The following is a 23,665-nucleotide window of genomic DNA, read 5'->3' on the forward strand; positions in this document are numbered from 1 at the left end:
TGGCGACGTTGCGCCTTTTTGGCTTGTCCGATGTCGTTGTCACCGCTCATCATTTCAATTTCATGCTGCCACAGCACACTACACAGATTGTTTCCCTCCTGCACTCCGCCCTGGACACCCTGATCCCGGGACACACGCTGGACATCACCCTCGAGCGCCCCAAGGTGGCCGCCCATGGCGACGTGGCCTGCAATATTGCCATGCAAGCCGCCCGCAGCGCCCGACGCAACCCACGCGAGCTGGCCCAGGCGATTGTCGACGCCGTGATGGCCCAGCCGCAGGCCGCCGGCCTGATTGCGCAGGCCGAGGTGGCCGGCCCGGGCTTCATCAATTTCCGCCTGTCCGCCGCGGCGCACCAGGCCGTGCTGGCAGTGATCAACACCGAAGGCGGCAAATACGGCCACCGCGCTGCCAACAGCCAAAAGGTCCTGGTCGAGTTTGTCTCGGCCAATCCCACGGGCCCGCTGCATGTGGGCCACGCCCGTCAGGCTGCCCTGGGCGACTCCATCTGCCGGCTGTTTGCTACGCAAGGGGCGCAGGTTACCCGCGAGTTCTACTACAACGACGCGGGTAACCAGATCCACAACCTGGCCATCAGCGTGCAGGCGCGCGCCCGTGGCATCGAGCCCGATCACCCGGATTTTCCCGAGGACGGCTACAAGGGCGAATACATTCTGGATATTGCCCGCGACTACCTCGCAAAAGCGACGGTTCAGGCCAGTGACGGCGAACCCATCCAGGCCAGCGGCGATCTCGACGACCTCGATGCAATCCGCCGCTTTGCGGTGGCGTACCTGCGCTGCGAACAGGATCTGGATCTTCAGGCCTTCGACTTGCGCTTTGACAATTACTACCTAGAGAGCTCGCTTTACACCAGCGGGCGGGTAGAGCGCACGGTACAGGCCCTGATCGATGCGGGCCATACCTACGAGCAGGACGGCGCGCTGTGGTTGCGTACCACCGAGCTTGGCACGGGCGACGACAAAGACCGCGTGATGCGCAAGTCCGAAGGCGGTTATACCTATTTCGTGCCGGACGTGGCTTATCACGTGGCCAAATGGGAGCGCGGCTTCCACCACGCCATCAATATCCAGGGCACCGATCATCACGGCACGATTGCCCGTGTGCGGGCGGGGCTGCAGGGCCTGGCGCTGGGGATCCCCACAGACTATCCGGCATACGTGCTGCACAAGATGGTGCGGGTGATGCGCGACGGCGCCGAGGTCAAGATTTCCAAACGCGCGGGCAGTTATGTCACGCTGCGCGATCTCGTCGATTGGGTGGGCCGGGACGCAGTGCGGTTTTTCCTGGCGCAACGGCGAGCAGACTCCGAATTCGTATTTGATATCGATCTGGCGCTATCGCACAGCGAAGAAAATCCGGTGTATTACATTCAGTATGCACATGCACGGATTCACTCCTTGCTGCGCCAGCATGATGCCGCACAGCAGGCGGCCAGCGCCGATGCTTCCCTGCTGGCAGCACCCACCGAAATCAGCCTGCTGCAGCGTTTGGCCGAGTACCCATCCGTGCTTACCCAGGCTGCCCAAGAACTCGCTCCCCATCAATTGGCGTTCTGGCTGCGCGATTGCGCCGCGGATTTTCACGCGTGGTACAACGCAGAGCGCATCCTGGTCGAGGATGCAGCACTAAGCACGGCGCGCCTGCGCCTGGCGCGCGCCACTGCCCAGGTGATTGCCAATGGCCTGGGGTTACTGGGGGTCAGTGCCCCCGAACGGATGTAGCTGATTATGGCAACACGCAAGAAAGCAAAGTCTTCCAGCACCTGGTTTGGGCTGATCCTGGGCATGGTGCTTGGGGTTGCCGCCGCAGTGGCGGTGGCCTTATTTGTCACCCAGGCACCGATGCCTTTCAAGGACAAGGCCAGCCGCAGTACGCCAGCCACATTGCTGCCGGATGTGGCCAATGCGCCGGATCCCAATATTGCGCTGTATGGCAAGGATGGCCCGGCGGGCACGCGCACGCCGGCGCAGGGGGGCAGTTCGATCAACCCACCAGGCGCGGCACCCGAGCCCGGCCAAGGCGAAACACCACTCACAGACGCCATCGGCCAGATTATTGCAGGGCTGGACAAGCCATCCGGCAAAGCCCCCGCCCCTGCCACAGCCCAACAGGCTGCACCGGTGGTAAGCAAGCCGGTCACCAAGGCGGCGGATGCCACCGTCAGCACGCCGGCACCCCCGCCACCCACCAACAAGCCCGCAGCCAATACGCAGACCACGTATTTTCTGCAAACCGGGGCGTTCCGCTCGACACCGGACGCACAGGCGATGCTGGCACAGATCATTTTGCTGGGCTTGCCGGTACACATCGAGACCGCCGAATCCAATGGGGCGACGATCAACCGGGTACGAGTGGGGCCATTCAAGGGCATCGATGAGATGAACCGGGCACGCACCAAGCTGGGCGATGCGAAGCTGGAGTCTTCGGTGGTGCGGCCCTAAGATAAACAGGCCGGCAACTTATTCTTTGTATCCTCTATGATGAGGTTATTACTGCATTTTGGAGTTTCGATGATGTCAGGTTTTTTCTCTCGCGCTTTGTCGCTCGTTGTACTGGGTGTTGCGGCACTGGTTATGCCGGCGGCGCAGGCTGCTCCGTTTGATACGCTGGATCCTGTGCAACCGACGGATAGTCCGGGCAAGGTTGAGGTTCTGGAGTTTTTTGCTTATACGTGCCCACATTGCGCAAAGATCGAACCATTGGTCGAGAAATGGCGCAAGACGCTGCCGGATACGGTGGTGTTCAAAGGAGTGCCAGTTGCATTTAATGCCAGCATGAAAGACCTCCAGAAGCTGTATTACGCACTCGATGCCTTGGGTCGTCTGGATCTGCACGCGACTGTGTTCAAGGCAATCCACGAAAACGGCGAGAAGCTGTTTACTGCGGATGAGATTACGGATTGGATTGTGACGCAGGGGGTGGATCGCCAGGCGTTTACGGATGTGTTCAATTCGTTTGGGGTCGAGACAAAGATCAAGCGTGCCACCGAGCTGGCCAAGGCCTACCGGATCGACGGGACGCCTTCGTTTGCGATTGGCGGGCAGTATGTGACGTCACCTTCGCACACGGGTAGCTATCAGGGGGCGATTGACGAAACCGACGCACTGGTGAAAAAGGTACTTGCGGCGCAGAAGTAAGTTCTTAAGCGCTGGGGGAGGCGGGGCCTCTGGCCGCAGGCCTTGCCCGGTTTCGGCTGCGCCGAAACTGCCCGCTTAAAAGCAGGGTGGCGGGGCGTTCGCCAAACGCGCGGGGTGATTCGTCCCCAGGACGAATCACAAGCGTCCCGCTTGAACGGCGGCTCACTTGCCTCCCCGCCGCCCTGCTTTTAAGCGGCGGGCGCGAAGCCTTTGCCAGAGGCCCCGCCTCCCCCAGCTGGCGATTGCGTAGTTTGGGCCGCTGTTTCAGCGGTGCTTCACAATAAATGATAAGGCCAGGGTTTTTCCGAAACCCTGGCCTTTTTCTTTTTATATCCGCTTTGTCTTTTAATCTGCCTGCGCCCTGGATGCGGGCAGATGCTCCATCCCCTGTGTTTCTACCGCGGGCTTCCCAGGCAACGGCGGTGCCTGGTGGCTCGGGAAGCAATCACGGCTGGGCAGCGGCCTTGAAGGCTTCGTCCAGATCGGCGATCAGGTCGACGGGGTCTTCCAGGCCGATGTGCAGTCGCAGGACGGTGCCGGCTTGCATGCGGGGGGTGGCGTTGGCACCCCAGTAGTGGTGCGAGGCCAGGGCGGAGGGTTCGACCTGGGTGACGAGGCTTTCGTAGCCGCCCCAGGAATAGCCGATGCTAAAGAGGCGCAGGTGGTCGATGAGGCGTCGGGTTTGGGGGGTGGTGAAATCGACGGCGACGGCCAGGAGGCCATTGGAGCCCTTGGCGTCTCGTTGCCAGAGGGCGTGGCCGGGGTCTTCTGGCCAGGCGGGGAAAAAGATGCGGGAGACCTGGGGTTGCTGGGCCAGCCATTGGCAGACGGTTTGAGCGTTTTCGGCGCAACCGCGCATGCGCAGGCCCAGGGTGCGGGCGCCACGCAGTGCAAGCCAGGCGTCGTCGGCGCTGACGGTGCTGCCCAGGGCGTAGTGGGTTTCGTGCAGGCGGGCGATGAGGGCGGGGTCGGTGGCAACGGCGGCGCCCAGCATGAGATCGGAGTGACCGCCGATGTATTTGGTGGCCGCGATGACGGAGATATCGGCGCCTAAGGTGAGGGGCTGGTAGATGTAGCCGGAGCCCCAGGTGTTGTCGACGATGACGGTGAGCTTATGCTGATGGGCCCAACGGGCCAATGCGGGGAGGTCGAGCATTTCGAGCAGCAGCGAGCCCGGGGATTCGAGATACAGGATACGGGTTTCGGGGCGTAGGGCGGCTTGCAGCTTCTCGAGGCTGGGAGCGATGAAATCGGCGGCGATACCCATGCGCGAGAGGATGGTTTTGTGCAGGTAGCGCACCGGACCATAAACGCAGTCGACGACCAGGGCATGCTCTCCCTGGCTGAGGCAGGCCATGAGGGCCATGCTGATGGCGGCCATGCCGGACGGGGCAAGAAAGGCGCGTTGGCCGCCTTCGAGGCGGCACAGCAGGGTTTCAAGGGCTTCGTGGGTTTGCAGGCCGACACGGCCGTAGGTGGGCACACGCTCTCCACGCTGTTTGGCAGCCTGGGCGCGATCGAGCATGTCCATGGAGGCGAAACGCACGGTGCTGGTGCGCATGGAGGGCAAGGCAACCGGGCCTGATCCGGTGACGGGATCCAGGGGCGCCTGGCCAATGTGCTGCAGTTGGGTGTCGATGTGGTCAGGGGTTTCGCCGGTTGGTTCGCGGAGCATGGGTTTTCCTGTGTTGAAAACGGTGCGGGATGGTCCGCGCAGCCGCCACGATGGCGGCCGTGCGTGTCAGGCCCGCTGAAAGCGGTAGACGCCGTCGGCGTCCAGGGTGCGGATCAGGGCACCCTGAAAGTATAGGGCGTGCAGGTGGGCAATGGATTCGCCCATGGCAAAGCTGAGCTGGTGAAGATCGAGCTGGCGGTGGAACAGGACAGGCAGGAGATCGTGTGCGCTTTTGGGCTGGGCGCAGGCCGCCAGTACATCGGCCAGACGGTCGGCGTGGTGGGATTGCTGCTGGGCGATGCGGGCATGCAGACCTTTGAAGGGACGGCCGTGCGAGGGCAGCACCAGGGTTTGCTCGGGCAGGGGGTCGTAGGCGTTTAGCGACTCCAGGTACAGCGGCAGGGGATTGGCTTCTGGTTCGAGGTCGAAGACGCTGATATTGGTGGAAATACGCGGCAGCACCATGTCGCCGGAGATCAGGACATCCAGGGTGGGGCACCAGAGCGAGACGTGCTCGGGGGCATGGCCGTAGCCCACAATGATGTGCCAGGGGCGACCGCCAATTTGTATGGGGTGGCCGTGCAGCAGGCGATGAAATCGCGCAGGGACATCCGGCACCAGGCGGGCGTAGTAGTCGTGGCGCTTGCGGATGAGCGCCTGGGCCTCAGGGTTGACGAGGCCATGGCGGGCAAAGTGGCGGGCGGCGGTTTCGCCAGCCGGGCCACTGCCTTCGGTGGCGGTATCAGCCACCGCGCTGCCAGCCCACAGACGGGCCAGTGCGTAGTCGGTCATGGACATCCACAAGGGGGCGTCCCAGCGTTTGCACAGCCAGTGCGCCAGGCCGACGTGATCGGGGTGCATATGGGTGACAAGAACACGCAAGACGGGCAGGCCTTCCAGGGATTGCGAGAATACGGTTTCCCAGCAGTCGCGCACTTCGCTGCGGTCGATGCCGCAGTCGATGACCGTCCAGCCGTCCCGGCCGTCGATGCGGTCGCGCAGCAGCCAGAGGTTGATATGATCAAGCGCAAACGGCAGGGGCATGCGAATCCAGCGTACGCCATCGGCAACGGCCAGCGCCTGCCCGGGTTCAGGCAGCGTTTGGTTCCAGGGATATTGCAGTGCGTTTTCCTGCGGATTCATGCAGGCCTCCTTGTATAGGGTAGAAACCGGGCCGATAAGAGAATAGGCAAAGAGCCATTATGGCAGAGTCTTGTCTTTACGTTAACGTAAACTGCGCGCATAATAAAGAGACTTCAATTTCACGACGGGCTGTGCCATGAGTCAAGCCACCTGGACGATCTCCGAACTCTCCCAAGAGTTCGGCATCACGCCCCGCACCCTCCGTTTCTACGAAGACCAGGGCATCGTCAGCCCCACCCGCAACGGGCGCAACCGGGTTTATGTCACCCGCGACCGCACGCGCCTCAAACTGGCACTACGGGGCCGACGCCTGGGGCTGCAGCTGGCCGAAATCGTCACACTCATCAACCTCTACGATCGCAGCCATGCCAGCACGCTGGCACAGCTGCAGCACTACGCCGACGTGCTCGAAAGCCATCGTCAAAAGCTCGAGCAGCAACGCCGGGACCTCGACGAAACCCTTAAAGAACTGCACCAGCAGCAGGCAGATTGCGCGGCCCTGCTGCGCAGCCGGCAGGCCGCAGCGCACAAGCAGCCAGTAGCGGCTGCCCAGCCTGCCGATCTTCCCGCACTGGCCAAATAACACCCCACTCCCAGGAGACTCCCCATGGATTTGCCCGGCCTGAACTTCGAACTTGGCTCTGATCTCGACATGCTGCGCGACGCCGTACGTGATTTTGCACAGGCAGAAATCGCCCCCCGGGCGGCTGCCGCCGACCGCGACGATCAGTTTCCGATGGACCTCTGGCGCAAGTTTGGCGATCTCGGCCTGCTGGGCGTGACGGTGTCCGACACGTACGGCGGCGCCAATCTGGGCTATCTGGCCCACATGATCGCCATGGAAGAAATCTCCCGCGCCAGCGCCTCGATTGCGCTGTCCTATGGGGCGCACTCCAATCTGTGCGTCAACCAGATCCACCGCAACGGCACCGAAGCGCAAAAACGCAAGTATTTGCCCGGCCTGATCTCCGGCGAGCACATCGGCGCACTGGCCATGAGCGAGGCCGGTGCCGGCTCGGACGTAGTCAGCATGCGACTGAAAGCCGAGAAACGCGGAGATCACTACATTTTGAACGGCACCAAAATGTGGATCACCAACGGCCCCGATGCCGATACGCTGGTGGTGTACGCCAAAACCGACCCCGATGCCCGCCAGCGCGGGATCACCGCCTTTATCGTCGAAAAATCCTTCGCGGGTTTCTCGGTGGCCCAGAAGCTGGACAAACTGGGGATGCGGGGCTCGCACACGGGCGAGCTGGTGTTTCAGGATTGCGCCGTACCGGCCGAAAACGTGCTGGGAGAGCTTAACGGCGGAGTGCGGGTGCTGATGAGCGGCCTGGACTACGAGCGCGCGGTTCTGGCCGCAGGGCCGCTGGGCATCATGCAGGCAGTGATGGATACCGTGGTGCCCTATGTGCACGAGCGCCACCAGTTTGGCCAGGCAATTGGCGAGTTTCAGCTGATCCAGGGCAAGCTGGCCGATCTGTACACCACTTTGCAGGCCTGCCGCGCCTATTGCTATACGGTGGGCAAAAACCTGGATCGTCTGGGCTCACAACATGCCCGGCAGGTGCGCAAGGATTGCGCCGGTGTCATCCTGTACTGCGCCGAAAAAGCCACCTGGATGGCCGGTGAAGGCATACAAATTCTGGGCGGCAACGGCTATATCAACGACAACCCCACCGGACGCCTGTGGCGTGATGCCAAGCTGTACGAAATCGGTGCCGGCACCAGCGAGATCCGGCGCATGCTGATTGGCCGCGAGCTCTTTGGCGAGACGGCCTGACGCCATGCGCAACGAAGGCGATCATCGACACATCGAGCCTGCGCCATCCCGGGGGCAAACCCCCGAGGCGGTCGCGCGCATGATCCTGGCGGGCTTCGATCGCCATTATTCTCTGTTTCGCTACAGCGCCCAGCGCGCCAAGTCGCTCTTCGAATCCGCCAACTGGCACGGCATCCAGCAACTCTCGCGCGAACGCATCGAGTACTACGACACGCGGGTACGCGAATGCGCCAGCACGCTGGGGCAGGCACTGCGCGGCACGACACCGGCTCAAACCGCACCAGATACAGCGCTCACCGCCGACCAGCTCACCTTCTGGCAGGCAGCCAAGGCCTGCTATATCGGCTTGCTGGCCAGCCATCTGCAGCCCGAATGCGCCGAAACATTTTTCAATTCGGTCTCATGCCGCATCCTGCACCGCAGCTATTTCAATAACGATTTTCTATTCGTGCGCCCGGCCATCTCCACCGAATACATCGATGGCCACCTGTCCACCTATCGCTCGTACTATCCTCTTACCGAAGGCCTGCTGCCTGCCCTTGTGCGCATGGTGGCTGATTTTGGCCTGGCCGCGCCGTATCACGACCTGCCCGCCGACACCCGGCAGCTGGCGTACAAGGGCCTGCGTCACCTGCGCCAGACCTTGCCGCGCGGGCTGGGCAAGCGCCTGGCTCCCGACTGCCAGATCCAGGTGCTGAACACGCTGTTCTTTCGCAACAAGGGCGCCTACATCGTAGGGCGGGTGCTGAACCAAACCGCCATCCACCCATTTGCCATTGCGCTGCTGCACACGCCATCCGGCCATCTGCAGCTGGATGCCCTGCTGCACAGCAGCGATGACCTGAGCACGCTGTTCAGCTTTACACGGGCTTATTTTCTGGTGGACATGGAAGCGCCCGCCGCGTACGTGGATTTCCTGTCTTCCTTGTTCCCACGCAAGCCCAAGGCCGAGATCTACACCACCATCGGCCTGCAAAAGCAGGGCAAAACGCTGTTCTACCGGGATTTCCTGCACCATCTGGCGCACTCCACCGATAACTTCGATTACGCGCCTGGCATTCAGGGGATGGTGATGACGGTATTCAATCAGCCATCCTACCCCTATGTGTTCAAACTGATCCGGGACCGCATCGCCAAAGAGGGGATGGACGAGCCCACGGTGCGGCGCAAATATCAGATGGTCAAAAAGCACGACCGCGTTGGCCGCATGGCCGACACCTGGGAGTACTCGCTGGTGGCCCTGCCCCGGCAGCGGTTTTCGGCACGCCTGCTGGAAGGCCTGCGCACTGAAGTGCCCAATCTCATCGAAGAAACCGACGATCTGGTGGTGCTCAAGCACGTCTACATCGAGCGACGCATGACCCCGCTCAATATCTTTCTTGCCAGCGCCTCGGACACCGCCCTGGAAGCCGCTGTGCGCCAGTATGGCCAGGCCATCCGCGAGCTGGCGGCGGCCAATATTTTCCCGGGCGACATGCTATACAAAAACTTTGGCGTCACACGCCTGGGCCGGGTGGTGTTTTACGACTACGACGAGATCCAGCGCATGACCGAAATGCAGTTCCGCCGCATCCCGCCAGCCCCCAACGAAGAAGCCGAACTCTCCAGCGAGCCCTGGTATCCCGTGGGCGCCAACGATGTGTTTCCCGAGGAATTCGAACACTTTTTACTGGGCGACCCCCGCGTGCGCGCTGCCTTCATGAAACACCACGCCGAGCTTCTAGAGGCACAATGGTGGCAAGAGTGCCGCACGCGTGCAACCCAGGGCCGCATCGAAGACATTTTCCCCTACGACCCCGCCCGGCGTCTGCAGTCTCAACCATTAGGGACGTCTAGCCCTGACGCCCCACCGCTGTCATAAAGACAAGGAGATCATCATGTCCGATTCCATCGTCATCGTGTCTGCCGCCCGTACCCCCATGGGAGGCATGATGGGCAGTCTGTCCAGCCTGTCGGCCCACGAGCTCGGCGCCATCGCCATCCGTGCGGCTGTCGAACGCGCCGGAATTGCCGGAGACGCCGTCCAGGAAGTCATCATGGGTAACGTGCTGCAAGCCGGCCAAGGCCAGGCGCCAGCACGCCAGGCCGCCATCGAGGCCGGCCTGCCCAAAAGCGTGCCGTGCAGCACGCTGCACAAGGTGTGCGGCTCGGGCCTCAAGGCCGTGATGCTGGCGCACGATATCATCAAGGCAGAATCCGCTGATGTGGTGGTGGCCGGCGGCCAGGAAAGCATGAGCAACGCGCCGTACCTGCTGCTGCGCGGGCGCCAGGGCTATCGCTACGGGCACTCCACGGTATACGACCACATGGCCCTGGACGGCCTGGAAGACGCCTACCAGCGCGGCACCGCCATGGGCGTGTTTGCCGAAGACTGCGTCTCCAAATATCACTTTACCCGCGAAGAACAGGACGCCTTCTCGCTCGAATCCCTGAAACGCGCACGCAAAGCCAACGAAGACGGCACCTTCGGCTGGGAGATCACACCCGTCACCATCAAAGGGCGCAAGGGCGATACCGTTGTGGACAAGGACGAGGGCCCCTTCAAGGCCGTCCCCGAAAAAATCCCCACCCTTAAACCGGCCTTCAAAAAAGACGGCACAGTCACCGCGGCCAACTCTTCGTCCATCTCGGACGGCGCATCCGCCCTGGTGGTAATGCGTGCTTCCACCGCACAGGCACTGGGTTCCAAGCCCCTGGCCCGCATTGTGGCGCACACCCAGCACGCCCAAGAACCGCAGTGGTTCACCACCGCCCCGGTGGGCGCCATCCAGAAGCTGTTGGCCAAAACCGGCTGGAAAGCCGAAGACGTCGATCTCTACGAGATCAACGAAGCCTTCGCCGTGGTCACCATGGCCGCCATGAAAGAGCTCAACCTGCCGCATGATCGCGTCAATATCCACGGCGGCGCCACAGCATTGGGCCACCCCATCGGGGCGTCAGGCGCCCGTCTGCTCACCACGCTGATCGGCGCACTGCGCAAAACCGGGGGCAAACGCGGGATTGCCTCTCTGTGCATCGGCGGCGGCGAGGCCGTCGCACTTGCCATCGAAATGCTGTAACACAGGAAACCGTCATGCCCGTCATCGAATCCCGCATCAACCCGCGCTCACAGGATTTCCAGGACAATGCCCGCGCCATGCGGGCGCAAACCCAGGATCTGCAAGCGCAGATTACACACACGGCCCAAGGCGGTAGTGAATCCGCCCGTGCGCGGCACCTGAGCCGCGGCAAACTGCTGCCCAGAGAACGCGTCGAACGGCTACTCGATCCTGGCACCCCGTTTCTCGAGCTCTCGCCGATGGCGGCGCATGACGTTTACAACAATGCTTCACCCGGCGCCGGCCTGATCACCGGCATCGGCCGCATCAGTGGCACCGAATGCGTCATTGTGTGCAATGACGCCACGGTAAAGGGGGGTACCTACTACCCGCTGACCGTCAAAAAACATTTGCGCGCGCAAGAGATCGCACAACAAAACCACCTGCCCTGCGTGTATCTGGTGGATTCGGGCGGGGCCAACCTGCCCAACCAGGACGAAGTCTTTCCCGATCGCGACCACTTTGGGCGTATTTTCTATAACCAGGCAGTGATGTCCTCGATGGGCATTGCCCAGCTGGCGGTGGTGATGGGCTCGTGCACGGCGGGTGGCGCCTACGTGCCCGCCATGAGCGACGAATCCATCATCGTGCGCAATCAGGGCACGATATTTTTGGGTGGCCCGCCTCTGGTCAAGGCCGCCACAGGAGAAGAAGTCTCCGCCGAAGACCTGGGTGGCGGCGATGTGCACACGCGATTGTCGGGGGTGGCCGACCACCTGGCCGAAAACGACACCCACGCGCTGCGCCTGGCCCGTGACGCCGTGGCGCGTCTCAACCTGCCCGCCGCAGCACAGCCAGAGGCCTGGTCCGAGCCACTGTACGATGCGGCCGAACTCGATGGCATCATCCCGCAAGACACCCGCAAGCCTTACGACGTGCGTGAAGTCATTGCGCGCATCGTGGATGGCTCTGAGTTTGAAGAATTCAAGGCGCGCTTTGGCACCACATTGGTTACCGGCTTTGCCAGAATCTACGGCATGCCCGTGGGCATCATTGCCAATAACGGCATCCTTTTTTCAGAGGCCGCACAAAAAGGCACGCACTTTATCGAGCTTTGCTGCCAACGCAACATCCCGCTGGTTTTTCTGCAAAACATCAGCGGCTTCATGGTGGGCCGCAAATACGAAAACGAAGGCATTGCACGCCACGGCGCCAAGATGGTAACCGCGGTCTCCACCGCCTCGGTGCCCAAATTCACTGTCCTCATCGGGGGCTCTTTTGGTGCAGGCAACTACGGCATGTGCGGCCGCGCCTTTGGCCCGCGATTGCTGTTTTTGTGGCCCAATGCCCGCATTTCCGTCATGGGTGGCGAGCAGGCCGCCAGCGTGCTGGCCACGGTCAAGCGCGACAACATCGAGCGCAAGGGCGGCCAATGGTCGGCACAAGAAGAAGACGCTTTCAAGGCACCCATTCGGGCGCAATACGAGCACGAAGGCCACCCCTACTATTCCACGGCCCGTCTGTGGGATGACGGGATCATTGCGCCATCAGACACCCGCCGCGTCCTGGGCCTTGGCCTGGCGGCTGCGCGCCACGCCCCTGCCGAAGCCACCCGCTTTGGCGTGTTCAGAATGTAAGGAAGCCCCCATGTTCGATACTCTTTTGATCGCCAACCGTGGCGAAATCGCCTGCCGTATTGCCGCCACTGCCCGCAAGATGGGGATCCGCACCATTGCCGTGTATTCAGAGGCCGATGCCCAGGCACGCCACGTCCAGGCCTGTGACGAGGCCATCCTGATCGGCGGCCCCGAGCCCAAAGACAGTTATCTGCGCGCCGACGTCATCCTCGAAGCGGCCCGTCGCTCAGGCGCACAGGCCATCCACCCGGGCTACGGGTTTTTATCTGAAAACGCCCCCTTTGCCCAGGCATGTGGCGATGCAGGGCTGGTGTTTATTGGCCCGCCGGCGCAGTCCATTGCGGCCATGGGCAGCAAATCGGCCGCCAAGGCCCTGATGGACAAGGCCCATGTGCCCCTGGTGCCCGGCTATTATGGCGATCGACAAGAAGCCGTCTTCTTGCAAGAACAAGCGCGCAAGATCGGCTATCCCGTGCTCATCAAGGCCAGTGCGGGCGGGGGCGGAAAAGGCATGCGCATCGTCGAAAGCGACGACGCCTTTGCCGCCGCCCTGGCCTCCTGCCAACGCGAGGCCGCCAGCAGTTTTGGCAACCCCCAGGTGTTGGTCGAGCGCTACTTGCAAAAACCGCGCCACATCGAGATCCAGGTCTTTGCCGACCAACACGGGCAGTGTGTCTACCTCTTTGAGCGCGACTGCTCGGTGCAGCGGCGCTTTCAGAAAGTAATCGAAGAAGCTCCGGCACCCGGGATGACGCCCGAACGCCGCGCGGCCATGGGCCAGGCAGCGGTGGCCGCTGCCCAGGCGGTGGGCTACGTGGGGGCGGGCACGGTCGAGTTCATCGCCGAGCCCGACGGGCAGTTTTATTTCATGGAAATGAACACCCGCCTGCAGGTTGAGCATCCCGTCACCGAAGCCATCACCGGCGAAGACCTGGTGGAGTGGCAGCTGCGGGTGGCCGCCGGCCAGCCACTGCCGCGCACCCAGGATCAACTGGCCATTCACGGCCACGCCATCGAAGCCCGCATCTATGCCGAAAACCCGGACAAGGACTTTCTGCCCAGCATCGGCCACCTGGACGTGCTGCGCTGGCCAGACCACGCTGCGTTCAAGGTTGCTCCGGTGCGGGTGGATGGCGGTGTGCGCGAGGGGGACACCATCTCTCCCTATTACGACCCCATGATCGCCAAGCTCATTGTGCACGGCCAAGATCGTGAAGAAGCCCGACGATGCATGATCAAGGCGCTGGCACAGGTACGCGCCACAGGGCTGCACACCAATATTGCGTTTCTGGGGCGCCTGATGGACAACCCGGCCTTTGTCTCAGCCGATCTCGACACCGGTTTGATCCCGCGTGAACATGATCATCTTTTCCCCGCGGCACAGGCCACCCCAGATACCGTACTGGCACTGGCCGCTGCCATGGTGCTGCAAGCCAGCGGGCTGACGCAGCCCAAGGCCTGCCTGCCACAGGGCAACACCGGCAGCCCCTGGCAACAGGCGGATGGCTGGCGGGTAGGAGACACGTACCAGCGCACCCTGGTGTTTCAGACCCCACTGGGCGAGCGCACCGTGCAATTGCAACGCCAGGGGCTTCAATGGACACTGGCACTGGACGGGCATCCACCAGAGGCACTGGTCTGGCAAGCGGGCGACACCTGCGGGCAGCTGCAAATCCGCCTGGGTACGCAAGCAAGCCGGGCCGACACGCATGCATTGGGCGCGCGCCTGGATATTTTTGCCAACGGACAGCGCCATACGCTTATCTGGCAAGATCCCATCGCACTGGCCACCGGCCAGGCCGATGAGGGGCACAGTGGCGGCCTGACGGCTCCTATGCCCGGCAAAATCCTGTCGGTTTCCGTGGTTCGGGGCGATCACGTCAAACACGGCCAGGCATTGGTGGTGATGGAAGCCATGAAGATGGAGCACACCATCGAAGCCCCCCATGATGGCGTGGTGCAAGAGGTGTTCTATGCGGTGGGTGATCAGGTGAGCGATGGTGTTACCCTGATTGCGCTGGAGGCAGACCAATAAGCCAAGTACACTAGAGGCAACTTGTTCTCTCTCGCGCCATGTACGATATTTTGGTTTATTTGTTCGAAAACTACTACACGCCTCAATCTTGCCCCCGGGCAGAGATTCTGGCCAGCAAGCTTGCGGCTGTAGGATTCGAACACGACGACATCAATGACGCCCTCAACTGGCTGCGCAGCCTGGCCAGCTCCACCGAGCGCTGCCTGCCGCTGGCACTGCCCGAGGGTCCGCACCCGGCGGCCACGCGTATCTATACCTCCAACGAATACGCAGCCCTGGGCTCCGAAGCCATCGGTTTCATCACCTTCCTCGAGCTCTCGGGCAGCCTGCCGCCTGCGCTGCGCGAAATCCTCATCGAAACCGCCCAAGAAGCCGACAGCTTCCCGCTGTCGCTCTCCGAAATCAAAGTGCTGGCCCTGATGGTGCTCTGGAGCCAGGAGGCCGAAGTCGACCACCTGGTGTTCGAAGAACTCCTGGCCGACGACGACAACCGGCTCTCGCACTAAGCCCATGACGCCCACCTATGTGGGGCGTTTTGCACCCAGCCCCAGTGGTCCGCTGCACGCAGGATCTTTGGTAAGCGCCCTGGCCAGCTATCTGGATGCCCGCGCACACCATGGCCGCTGGCTGGTGCGCATCGAAGACATCGACGAGCCGCGCACCGAGCCGGGCGCAGACCACTTCATCCTGCACCAGTTGCAGGCACTGGGCATGCAGCCAGACGCGCCTGTGGTGTGGCAAACACACCGCAAGGCCCTGTACGCCCGCGCGTTTCAGGCCTTGCAAGAAAACGCGCGAGTGTACCCCTGCTACTGCACCCGGCGGCAACGCCCGCCCGGTCCCTATCCGGGCACCTGCCGGCCACAGAAGGCCTCAGGGCAGCATCCGCAGGCAGTCGGCATGGCAGGCACCCCTACCCAGCGGCCCGGCAAGCACGCGCCCGCCTGGCGTTTTCTGCTTGACCCTCAAATAGAAACATTTACTGATCGCTGGGCAGGCCCGCAGTCTCAGGATGTCAGCCGCGAGGTGGGAGACTTCATTGTGCGACGGGCCGACGGCTTATGGGCATACCAGCTGGCGGTTGTGGTGGACGATGCCGAGCAAGGGGTTACCCATGTCGTGCGCGGCGCCGATCTGCTGGGCTCAAGCGGCTGTCAGGCCCAACTGGCACGGGCCTTGCAGCTACCCTGCCTTCAGTGGCTGCACGTTCCGCTGGTGCTGGATGCCCAGGGCCGCAAGTTATCCAAGCACAATCACGCACCGGCATTAAACCTGGATACCCCGCTGGACACCCTGCAACAGGCCTGGGTTACCCTCGGGTTCGCGCCGGTGGATTGCCACACACTGACAGGCTTCTGGCCCCTGGCAACCGAGCACTGGGCGCGACGCTTTGCCGCAGTTTGATATATTTGATCCACCCGCACGAGCACCCCGCCGGTGGCAGGCACACCCTGGCCCCAAGCCATTTTGCAGCACTTTCCGGCACACAGGCCCGGTACCGGGGACGAGACGGAAACTTGCATGCTGCGGTAGCCCCTCGTATGATCCGCGCTATTGTGGTTGCAAAACGGCCACCAATGGAACCCCATGACCAAAACTCTGATTATTGCTGAAAAGCCCTCGGTTGCCCTGGATATCTCCCGTGCATTGGGTGGTTTCACCCGCGAAGGCGATTACTTCGAAAGCGAGCAGTACGTGCTGTCGTCCAGCGTCGGCCACCTGCTCAGCCTGGTGGCGCCCAACGACCCCGTCCGCGGCAAATGGAGTTTTGCGCATCTGCCCGTCATCCCGCCACAATTTGAACTCAGCCCCACCGACAAGCGCTCCTCCGAGCGCCTGAAGCTGCTGGTCAAATTGCTCAAGCGCAAGGATGTCGGCGCCGTGATCAATGCCTGTGACGCGGGCCGTGAAGGCGAGCTGATTTTCCGCTACATCGTGCAATACGCCGGTATCAAAAAGCCCATCCAGCGGCTGTGGCTCCGGTCCATGACGCAGGCAGCCATCCGCGAGGCCTTTGCCAACCTGCGCGACGATGACACCATGAAGCCGCTCGAAGCAGCGGCCCGCTCGCGTGCCGAGGCCGACTGGCTGGTGGGCATCAATGGCACGCGCGCCATGACTGCCTTTAACAGCAAGGATGGCGGCTTTTTTAAAACGCCAGTGGGTCGAGTGCAAACACCAACCCTGGCCATCGTGATGGAGCGCGAAGACCGCATCCGCAGCTTTGTCAGCCGTGATTACTGGGAAGTTCACGCCACCTTCGTGGCGGCAGCAGGCCTGTACGAAGGCCGCTGGTTCGATCCGGATTTCAAGAAAAACGAGCAAGACCCCGATGCGCGTGACTCGCGCCTGTGGGCGGCCAGCGCGGCACAAAGCGTGGTCAGTGCCTGCCGCGAGCAAGCAGGTGTGGTAACAGAAGAATCCAAGCCCAGCACGCAGATGTCTCCGGCGTTGTTTGATCTCACCACCTTGCAGCGAGAAGCCAACTCGCGGTTTGGCTTCTCGGCCAAAACCACGCTGTCACTGGCCCAAACGCTGTACGAGCGCCACAAGGCCCTGACCTATCCACGTACCGACTCACGTTACCTGCCCCAGGATTACGTCAGCACCGTGCAGCAAACCATGCAGGTATTGTCTGCGGCCGACTCCAGCGTGGCGCACTCGGTGCAGCCCTTTGCGCAGCAAGTGGTCGAGCAGCAATGGGTCAAGCCCAACCGGCGCATCTTCGATGACAAAAAGGTCTCGGATCACTTTGCCATCATCCCCACGCTGCAGATACCCCGCGAGCTAAGCGATGCCGAATTCAAGATTTACGAACTGATCGCCCGACGTTTTCTAGCCGTGTTTTTCCCGGCAGCCGAGTTCCGCGTCACTACCCGCATCACCCAGGTCTCGGGTCATCATTTCAAAACCGAGGGCAAGATCCTGGTGTCACCGGGCTGGCTGGCCATTTATGGCCGCGAATCGCAAGGCGACGAAAGCTCTCTGGTGGCCGTAGCCGATGGCGAACGTGTACGCACCGAAGACATCGAGGCACGCGGCCTGGCCACCAAACCACCAGCACGATTTAACGAAGCCACCCTGCTGTCTGCCATGGAAGGCGCCGGCAAGCTGGTGGATGACGAAGCCCTGCGCGAAGCCATGTCCGAGCGAGGCCTGGGCACGCCAGCCACGCGTGCAGCCATCATCGAAGGGCTGATCAACGAAACCTATCTGCGCCGTGAAGGCCGTGATCTGGTGCCCAGCGCCAAGGCACGCCAGCTGATGACGCTGCTGTCGGGCCTGGGGGTCAACGAACTGACCTCTCCAGAGCTTACCGGCGGCTGGGAGCACCAGCTGAAGCTGATCGAACAGCGACAGCTGGATCGCGAATCCTTCATGCGCGAAATCGCCCAGATGACGCAGGTGATTGTGAAGCGCGCCAAAGAGTACGAACGCGATACCGTGCCGGGCGACTACGCCACCCTGCAAACACCCTGCCCAAAATGTGGCGCAGTGGTCAAGGAAAACTACCGTCGTTATGCCTGCACCGCCTGCGACTTCTCGATCGGCAAGCACCCGGGCGGGCGCACCTTCGAAGTCACCGAGGTTGAAGAGCTGCTGAAAACACGCACGCTGGGCCCCCTGACTGGCTTCATCAGCAAGATGGGGCGGCCCTTTGCGGCGGTGCTGCGCATCACCGATGAATTCAAGCTTGAGTTTGATTTTGGCCAGAAAGAAGACGAGGACACCGAGCCCGTTGATTTCTCCGGCCAGACGGCCCTGGGCCCCTGCCCCAAGTGTGGCGGCCAGGTATACGAGCACGGCATGAACTACATCTGCGAACATGCCACCGGGCCCAATAAAACCTGCAGTTTCCGCAGCGGCAAAGTGATCTTGCAGCAAGAGATCCCCGCCAACCAGATGACGCAACTGCTGGCCACAGGGAAAACCGATCTGTTTGACGGCTTTGTCTCCAGCCGCACCAACCGCAAGTTCAAGGCCTACCTGGTGCGCCAGGCCGATGGCAAGATCGGCTTCGAGTTTGAGGCGCGCGCACCCAAGGCGGGTACCAAGGCTGCGGCAGGCAAAAAGGCAACCACCAGCAAGGCTGCAAGCAAGACGGCTGCCAGCAAAACAGCGGCAAAAACCACCACGGCGGCCAAGAAAGCTCCCAGCAAGACGGCCACCAAGGCAAGCGCCGGTAAAACCGCCTCCGCTGGCAAGAAGGCCACCGCCAAAACGGCCAGCAAAGCCACCACGCGCCGCAAACCAGCGGCCAAGGCCACCCAGCCCGAAGACGATACACCCGCCTTCTGAGACACAAGCAGATCCAGCAAACCACATACCCGGCCTGCTCCATGCAGAGCAGCCGGGTATGTGGTTTTCAGCGTTAGGAAAGGCGGTATCTACTGCGTCTGCCGCCAGACACAGCCACACCGGCGCCAGCCGATGCAGCCCATACCGTTAGCGGTAAACCAGATCGCGGAAATACAACGAGAGATCGGGCCAGTAGGTGATGATCATCAGACAGACCAGCACCACGCCCACAAACGGCAGCAGCGGACGAATCAGACGCTCGATGGGCACCTTGGCCACCGTGCAGGCGGCAAAGAGATTGACACCGAAGGGGGGCGTGACCATACCCAGCGCGAGGTTGACCACCATGATGACGCCAAAGTGGGCGGGGTCGACCCCAAACTGCATGGCCACCGGCAGCAGCAAGGGGGCCAGCACCACGATAGATGCCGAGGTTTCGATAAACATGCCGATAAAGAACAGCGCAACGTTTACCCCCAGCAAAAAACTGATTTCGCTACCAAACAGTTGGCCCAGCCAGTGACCCAGCGCCATGGGTACCCCGGCCCGGTTGAGCAGAAAGCCAAACACCCCGGCATTGGCGATGATGAACATGATGATGGCGGTGGACACCACCGAGCGGTGAAACGTGCGGCCCAACGAAGCAAAGGTGAGACGGCGATAAATAAATGTGCCGACAAACAGGGCATATACCACGGCCACCGCGGAGGCCTCGGTGGGCGTAAATACGCCCCCGTAGATGCCGCCCAGGATGATCACCGGCATCAGCAGTGCCCACCACGCTTTTACAAAAGCCGTCCAGACAGGCAGGCGGTTTTCACCGTCACGTTTACCCAAGCCATTGCGCCGCGCATACAACCACACGTAAAGCATCATGGCCACAACAATCAGCAGGCCCGGGCCGATGCCGGAAATAAACACCTCGCCCACGGATGTGTCAGTGGACACGGCGTAAAGAATCATGGGAATAGAGGGCGGAATAATGACGCCAAGCTCGGCCGCTGAAGCCTGCAAAGACGCGGCAAAGGGCGCAGGATAGCCATGCTTGACCATGGCCGGAATCAGGATCGCGCCCACAGCAAAGGTGGTGGCCACACTGGAGCCCGCCACTGCGGCAAAGATCATGCAGGTAAGCACGCAGCTGCAAGCCAGGCCGCCCTGCACACCACCCACCACACTCTTGGCAAACTCGACCATGCGCTCGGAGATGCCCCCTTGCTCCATGAGGTTGCCGGCCAGGATAAAAAACGGCACCGCCACCAGAGGGTATTTATCCAGCGCAGCGTACAGTTGCTGGGCAATCACCAGCCAGGTCATGTGGCCGTCGAAACCGACCCCAGCCATGGTGGCCAGCCCGATGGACACGGCCACGGGCACGGTAAGCCCAAAAAACAGCAACATGGAGACGACCATGAGTTGCGACATGATCAGCTCCTAGACGGTTTCAACATAGGGAACACGGGAGTCTTCGGCCCAATAGGCCAGCGCCCCCAGCAGCGACAAAAGGGCCCCTACCGGAATGGAGAGATAGATCCAGGAAATGGACCAACCCAGACTGGGCGTGGTTTGAAAACGTACCCGCCATGTCATGTCTGCGCCGATCCAGACCAGGAACCCTAAAAAACACACCACAATCGCCAGCACCAGATGCTCGAGCAGCCGCGCCTTGCGCCGTGCCAGCAGATTGTGCAGGAGATCGACCCCCAGCATGGCGCCCTGGCGAAACGCCAGGGAGACGCCCAGCATCACAGCCCAGATAATGGACGCCCGTGTCCAGGCCTCGGACCAGGCCGATGGCGACTGAAGCACAAAGCGCGCCATCACCTGATAAAACCCGGCGGCCACGGACGACCACAACAGAGCCTGTGCAAGCCGGGACACCCAGCAGGAGAGAAAACGGTCGAGTACTCCTAGTGCGCGCATCGGCTTACTGCGTATCGCGAATGGCTTCGACGAGTTCTTTGCCGAACTGCTTGTAGTACTGGGGATAGACGGGCTGAACAGCCTTTACAAAGGCGGCATGATCCACTGTATTGATCTGCATGCCATTGGCCTTGAGGGTTTCAAGGCCGTCTTTCTCGACCTTGTCAACAAACTGGCGCATGGCCTGGGCACTGGCCACACCGGCGGCCTTGAATTTGGCCTTGTCAGCGTCCGACAGACCGTTGTAGACAGCGGGCGACATCAACACCAATGCCGGGCCGTACACGTGGGCGGTAAGCGACAGGTATTTTTGCAGCTGCCACATCTTGACGGAAACAATCACGGACAGGGGGTTTTCCTGGCCATCGATGGTGCCTTGCTGCAAGGCGGTGGCCACTTCAGGCCAGGCCATGGGCGTTGCCAGCACACCCAGTTCGCGGAACGCGGCAATATGGATGGGGTTTTCGGTGGTGCGGATCTTCAAACCCTTGATGTCGGCGGGCTCTTTGACCGGCCGCACATTATTGGTGAGGTGACGGAACCCTTGTTCACCCCAGGCCAGTGCAATCAGGCCGCGCTTGGGAAACTCGGCCAGCATGTCCTGACCAATCTTGCCGTCCAATACCTTGCGGGCATGAGCAAGATCACGGAACAAAAACGGGATGTCGAAGACACCGGTTTGCGGCACAAAATTAAGCGTGGCCCCCGTAGACACAATCGCCAGATCGATGGTGCCCAGTTGCAGGCCTTCGATGACTTCGCGCTCGCCACCCAGCTGGCTGTTGGGAAACTGCTGGACTTTGAAATCGGGTGTGCTGGCCTCTAGTGTTTTGGCAAAGGCGGCAGCACCTGCTCCGTAGTGCGAGCTTTCGGATAGCGCATAGGCCATCTTGAGCGTGGTTTGGGCCAGTACCGGCCCGCTTGCAGTAAGGCCCACAAGGGCCACGGCGGCCAGCCAGCCGGCAAATTTCTTAGCGTGATGCATGATGTCTCCTGTGAGTGCGGACAGCCCTGGCCAAACAGGTAATGGCAGGTTGTTGAACCGGTAAAGTTCTAACACGAAGCGCTCCTTACCCGCAACGCGGGCAAACCTGGGGATATCCACAATCCATGCGCCTGCGAGAGACTCAGATCACCGCAACAGGCAGGCAGATTATTCTTCGACGTACCAGGTGTCTTCGGACAACATCACCTGCTGATGGCCGTAGCCAGCCGGCATCATCGGGAAACAATTTTGCAGGGGCACCACGGCCACATCCAGAAAATACGGGCCATCGTGTGCCATGCAGGCGGCCAGCGCGGCGTCGAGATCGCGCGGGTGATCCACCCGGGCAGCCCCCCAGCCAAAGGCACCGGCCAGCGCCACAAAATCGGGGATCGACGCGTTGTAGCTGTGGCTGTAACGGCCTTCGTGAATCAGCTCTTGCCACTGGCGCACCATGCCCATATGGCCGTTATTGCACAGGATCACCTTGACCGGGGCATGATGCTGCATCGCCGTGGCAAGCTCCTGGATGTTCATCAGCACCGAGGCATCGCCACTGATGCACACCACGGGTTTGTCGGGGTGTGCCACCTGCGCGCCGATGGCTGCCGGCAAGCCATAACCCATGGTGCCCGCCCCGCCCGAGGTTAACCAGCGATTGGGGCGATCCAGGTGAATATACTGGGCGGCCCACATCTGGTGCTGGCCCACATCGGTGGACACAATCGCATCGCGCCCGGCGATCAGGCGATCGACCCGCTGCATGAGATCTTGCGGCAGGATGACATCGGCCGAGGGCGTTACCTTCAGGCAATCGCGGGCCTGCCACACGCCAATGCGCTGCCACCAGTCGGCCAGCCGGCCAGCATCCAGCGCATATTGGCCCAGCTCTTTGTGCAGGGCGCGCAGCAGCGGATAACAATCTCCCACCAGCGCCACATCGGCCCGCACCACTTTATTGATGGAAGCGGGGTCGATATCCAGATGGATTTTGTCGGCATGCGGGCAAAAATCGGACAAACGCCCCGTGATGCGATCGTCAAACCGGGCGCCCACACAAATGATGAGATCGGCATGGTGCATGGCCAGATTGGCCTGCAGGGTGCCATGCATGCCCAGCATTCCAAGAAACTGGGGCTCGGCCGCCGGAAAAGCCCCCAGGCCCATCAGCGTGAGGGTGCATGGCGCGCCAGTGGCCTGCACCAGCGATCCAAATGCGTGGCAGGCATCCACGCCCGAGTTGATCAACCCGCCACCACCGTAAAACACAGGCCGGCGCGCCTTGGCAATCAGCGCCGCCGCCCGCTTGATAGCGGCTTCGGCGGCCGGTTGCATGGTTTCAACGGCAGGCTCGGGCTCGGCCACCGGCGATTGATGCTCGGGCGGCACCAGCGCCATCTGTAAATCTTTGGGGAAATCCAGTAACACAGGGCCCGGACGCCCGGCGCGTGTGAGACGCAGGGCCTTGGCCACGAGGTCGGCCACGTCTTCGATGCGCCGCACCTGGGCATTCCATTTGGTGACCGGCCGCGAGATGCCCACAGCGTCGCACTCCTGGAAGGCGTCTGTGCCGATGGCGCTGGACGCCACCTGGCCACTGATGCACAGCACCGGGATGGAATCACACAAGGCATCCAGCAAGCCGGTTGTAGTGTTGGACATCCCCGGGCCGGAGGTGACAAACACCACCCCCGGGCGCCCCGTAGACCGCGCGTACCCCTCGGCGGCATGCATAGCGGCCTGCTCGTGGCGCACCAGCACGTGATGGATACCTGGCTGGGCATACAGGGCATCGTACAGGGGCAGCACCGCCCCACCTGGATAACCAAAAACGGTGTCCACACCCAGGGCAATCAGGGTATCCAGCAAGACCTCGGCGCCATTGCGGCCAGCGGATATTTGATCGGAGGCATCGCGCAGCGGCGCAGGGGCGGGGGCATTCACGGGACAGAACCTGAGAGTGGAGAAAGAACAAGACCCAGT

General features: G+C 61.8%; 18 protein-coding genes. 12 read left to right on the top strand and 6 right to left on the bottom strand.

Going from position 1 to position 23,665, the window contains the following annotated elements; translation table 11 throughout:
• The first annotated feature begins 62 nt into the window (after positions 1–62).
• The 3 genes from argS (at position 63) to ABS758_RS04910 (ending at position 3,161) form a co-directional block, all read left to right on the top strand.
• Positions 63–1,745 (top strand): arginine--tRNA ligase, encoded by a 1,683-nt coding sequence (argS, locus tag ABS758_RS04900; RefSeq protein ID WP_350381329.1) that lies wholly within the window; start codon positions 63–65, stop codon positions 1,743–1,745.
• A gap of 6 nt (positions 1,746–1,751) precedes the next feature.
• A complete protein-coding gene (locus tag ABS758_RS04905) occupies positions 1,752–2,465 on the top strand; it encodes an SPOR domain-containing protein (RefSeq protein WP_350381130.1) in 714 nt (237 codons plus the stop codon).
• Positions 2,466–2,534: 69 nt separating this feature from the next.
• On the top strand, positions 2,535–3,161 hold the full coding sequence (locus ABS758_RS04910) for a thiol:disulfide interchange protein DsbA/DsbL (protein ID WP_350381131.1): 627 nt from the start codon (positions 2,535–2,537) through the stop codon (positions 3,159–3,161).
• Between the two features lie 445 nt (positions 3,162–3,606).
• On the opposite strand, the gene ABS758_RS04915 is transcribed toward ABS758_RS04910, so the two are convergent.
• A complete protein-coding gene (locus ABS758_RS04915) occupies positions 3,607–4,836 on the bottom strand; it encodes a trans-sulfuration enzyme family protein (protein ID WP_350381133.1) in 1,230 nt (409 codons plus the stop codon).
• A 66-nt stretch (positions 4,837–4,902) separates the two neighbouring features.
• Positions 4,903–5,979 (bottom strand): MBL fold metallo-hydrolase, encoded by a 1,077-nt coding sequence (locus ABS758_RS04920; RefSeq protein WP_350381135.1) that lies wholly within the window; start codon positions 5,977–5,979, stop codon positions 4,903–4,905.
• A 136-nt stretch (positions 5,980–6,115) separates the two neighbouring features.
• Here ABS758_RS04920 and ABS758_RS04925 point away from each other — a divergent pair, with 136 nt between their 5' ends.
• The 9 genes from ABS758_RS04925 to ABS758_RS04965 all read left to right on the top strand — a co-directional run bounded on the left by ABS758_RS04925 (position 6,116) and on the right by ABS758_RS04965 (position 18,774).
• Entirely contained in the window at positions 6,116–6,562 is a 447-nt protein-coding gene (locus tag ABS758_RS04925) for a MerR family transcriptional regulator (protein ID WP_350381136.1), read from the top strand.
• 24 nt (positions 6,563–6,586) lie between these two features.
• Complete coding sequence (locus ABS758_RS04930; RefSeq protein ID WP_350381138.1) at positions 6,587–7,765, top strand: isovaleryl-CoA dehydrogenase; 1,179 nt, start codon at positions 6,587–6,589, stop codon at positions 7,763–7,765.
• A gap of 4 nt (positions 7,766–7,769) precedes the next feature.
• Entirely contained in the window at positions 7,770–9,626 is a 1,857-nt protein-coding gene (gene aceK, locus ABS758_RS04935; RefSeq protein WP_350381139.1) for a bifunctional isocitrate dehydrogenase kinase/phosphatase, read from the top strand.
• Between the two features lie 16 nt (positions 9,627–9,642).
• The gene (locus ABS758_RS04940) at positions 9,643–10,824 is read left to right on the top strand and encodes an acetyl-CoA C-acyltransferase (protein WP_350381141.1); all 1,182 of its coding nucleotides are present in this window, start codon (positions 9,643–9,645) and stop codon (positions 10,822–10,824) included.
• Between the two features lie 14 nt (positions 10,825–10,838).
• Positions 10,839–12,440 (top strand): carboxyl transferase domain-containing protein, encoded by a 1,602-nt coding sequence (locus ABS758_RS04945; RefSeq protein WP_350381142.1) that lies wholly within the window; start codon positions 10,839–10,841, stop codon positions 12,438–12,440.
• A 10-nt stretch (positions 12,441–12,450) separates the two neighbouring features.
• Positions 12,451–14,475, top strand: a complete 2,025-nt coding sequence (locus ABS758_RS04950; protein ID WP_350381143.1) for an acetyl/propionyl/methylcrotonyl-CoA carboxylase subunit alpha — start codon at positions 12,451–12,453, stop codon at positions 14,473–14,475.
• Between the two features lie 38 nt (positions 14,476–14,513).
• The gene (locus tag ABS758_RS04955; protein WP_350381145.1) at positions 14,514–14,981 is read left to right on the top strand and encodes a Smg family protein; all 468 of its coding nucleotides are present in this window, start codon (positions 14,514–14,516) and stop codon (positions 14,979–14,981) included.
• Positions 14,982–14,985: 4 nt separating this feature from the next.
• Positions 14,986–15,879, top strand: a complete 894-nt coding sequence (gene gluQRS / locus ABS758_RS04960; protein ID WP_350381146.1) for a tRNA glutamyl-Q(34) synthetase GluQRS — start codon at positions 14,986–14,988, stop codon at positions 15,877–15,879.
• 183 nt (positions 15,880–16,062) lie between these two features.
• On the top strand, positions 16,063–18,774 hold the full coding sequence (locus ABS758_RS04965; protein WP_350381148.1) for a DNA topoisomerase III: 2,712 nt from the start codon (positions 16,063–16,065) through the stop codon (positions 18,772–18,774).
• 147 nt (positions 18,775–18,921) lie between these two features.
• Here ABS758_RS04965 and ABS758_RS04970 read toward each other — a convergent pair whose 3' ends face one another.
• The 4 genes from ABS758_RS04970 to ilvB all read right to left on the bottom strand — a co-directional run bounded on the left by ABS758_RS04970 (position 18,922) and on the right by ilvB (position 23,626).
• Positions 18,922–20,199: a TRAP transporter large permease gene (locus ABS758_RS04970; RefSeq protein ID WP_350381149.1), complete on the bottom strand. Its 1,278-nt coding sequence runs from the start codon at positions 20,197–20,199 to the stop codon at positions 18,922–18,924.
• A gap of 9 nt (positions 20,200–20,208) precedes the next feature.
• Complete coding sequence (locus ABS758_RS04975) at positions 20,209–20,697, bottom strand: TRAP transporter small permease (RefSeq protein ID WP_350381151.1); 489 nt, start codon at positions 20,695–20,697, stop codon at positions 20,209–20,211.
• A gap of 4 nt (positions 20,698–20,701) precedes the next feature.
• Positions 20,702–21,682: a TRAP transporter substrate-binding protein gene (locus ABS758_RS04980; protein WP_350381153.1), complete on the bottom strand. Its 981-nt coding sequence runs from the start codon at positions 21,680–21,682 to the stop codon at positions 20,702–20,704.
• A gap of 168 nt (positions 21,683–21,850) precedes the next feature.
• A complete protein-coding gene (gene ilvB / locus ABS758_RS04985; protein WP_350381155.1) occupies positions 21,851–23,626 on the bottom strand; it encodes a biosynthetic-type acetolactate synthase large subunit in 1,776 nt (591 codons plus the stop codon).
• Positions 23,627–23,665 lie beyond the last annotated feature (39 nt).

Origin of the sequence: Castellaniella sp. FW104-7C03, assembly GCF_040276085.1 — a bacterium.
In the GTDB taxonomy this organism is placed as follows: Bacteria; Pseudomonadota; Gammaproteobacteria; order Burkholderiales; family Burkholderiaceae_B; genus Castellaniella.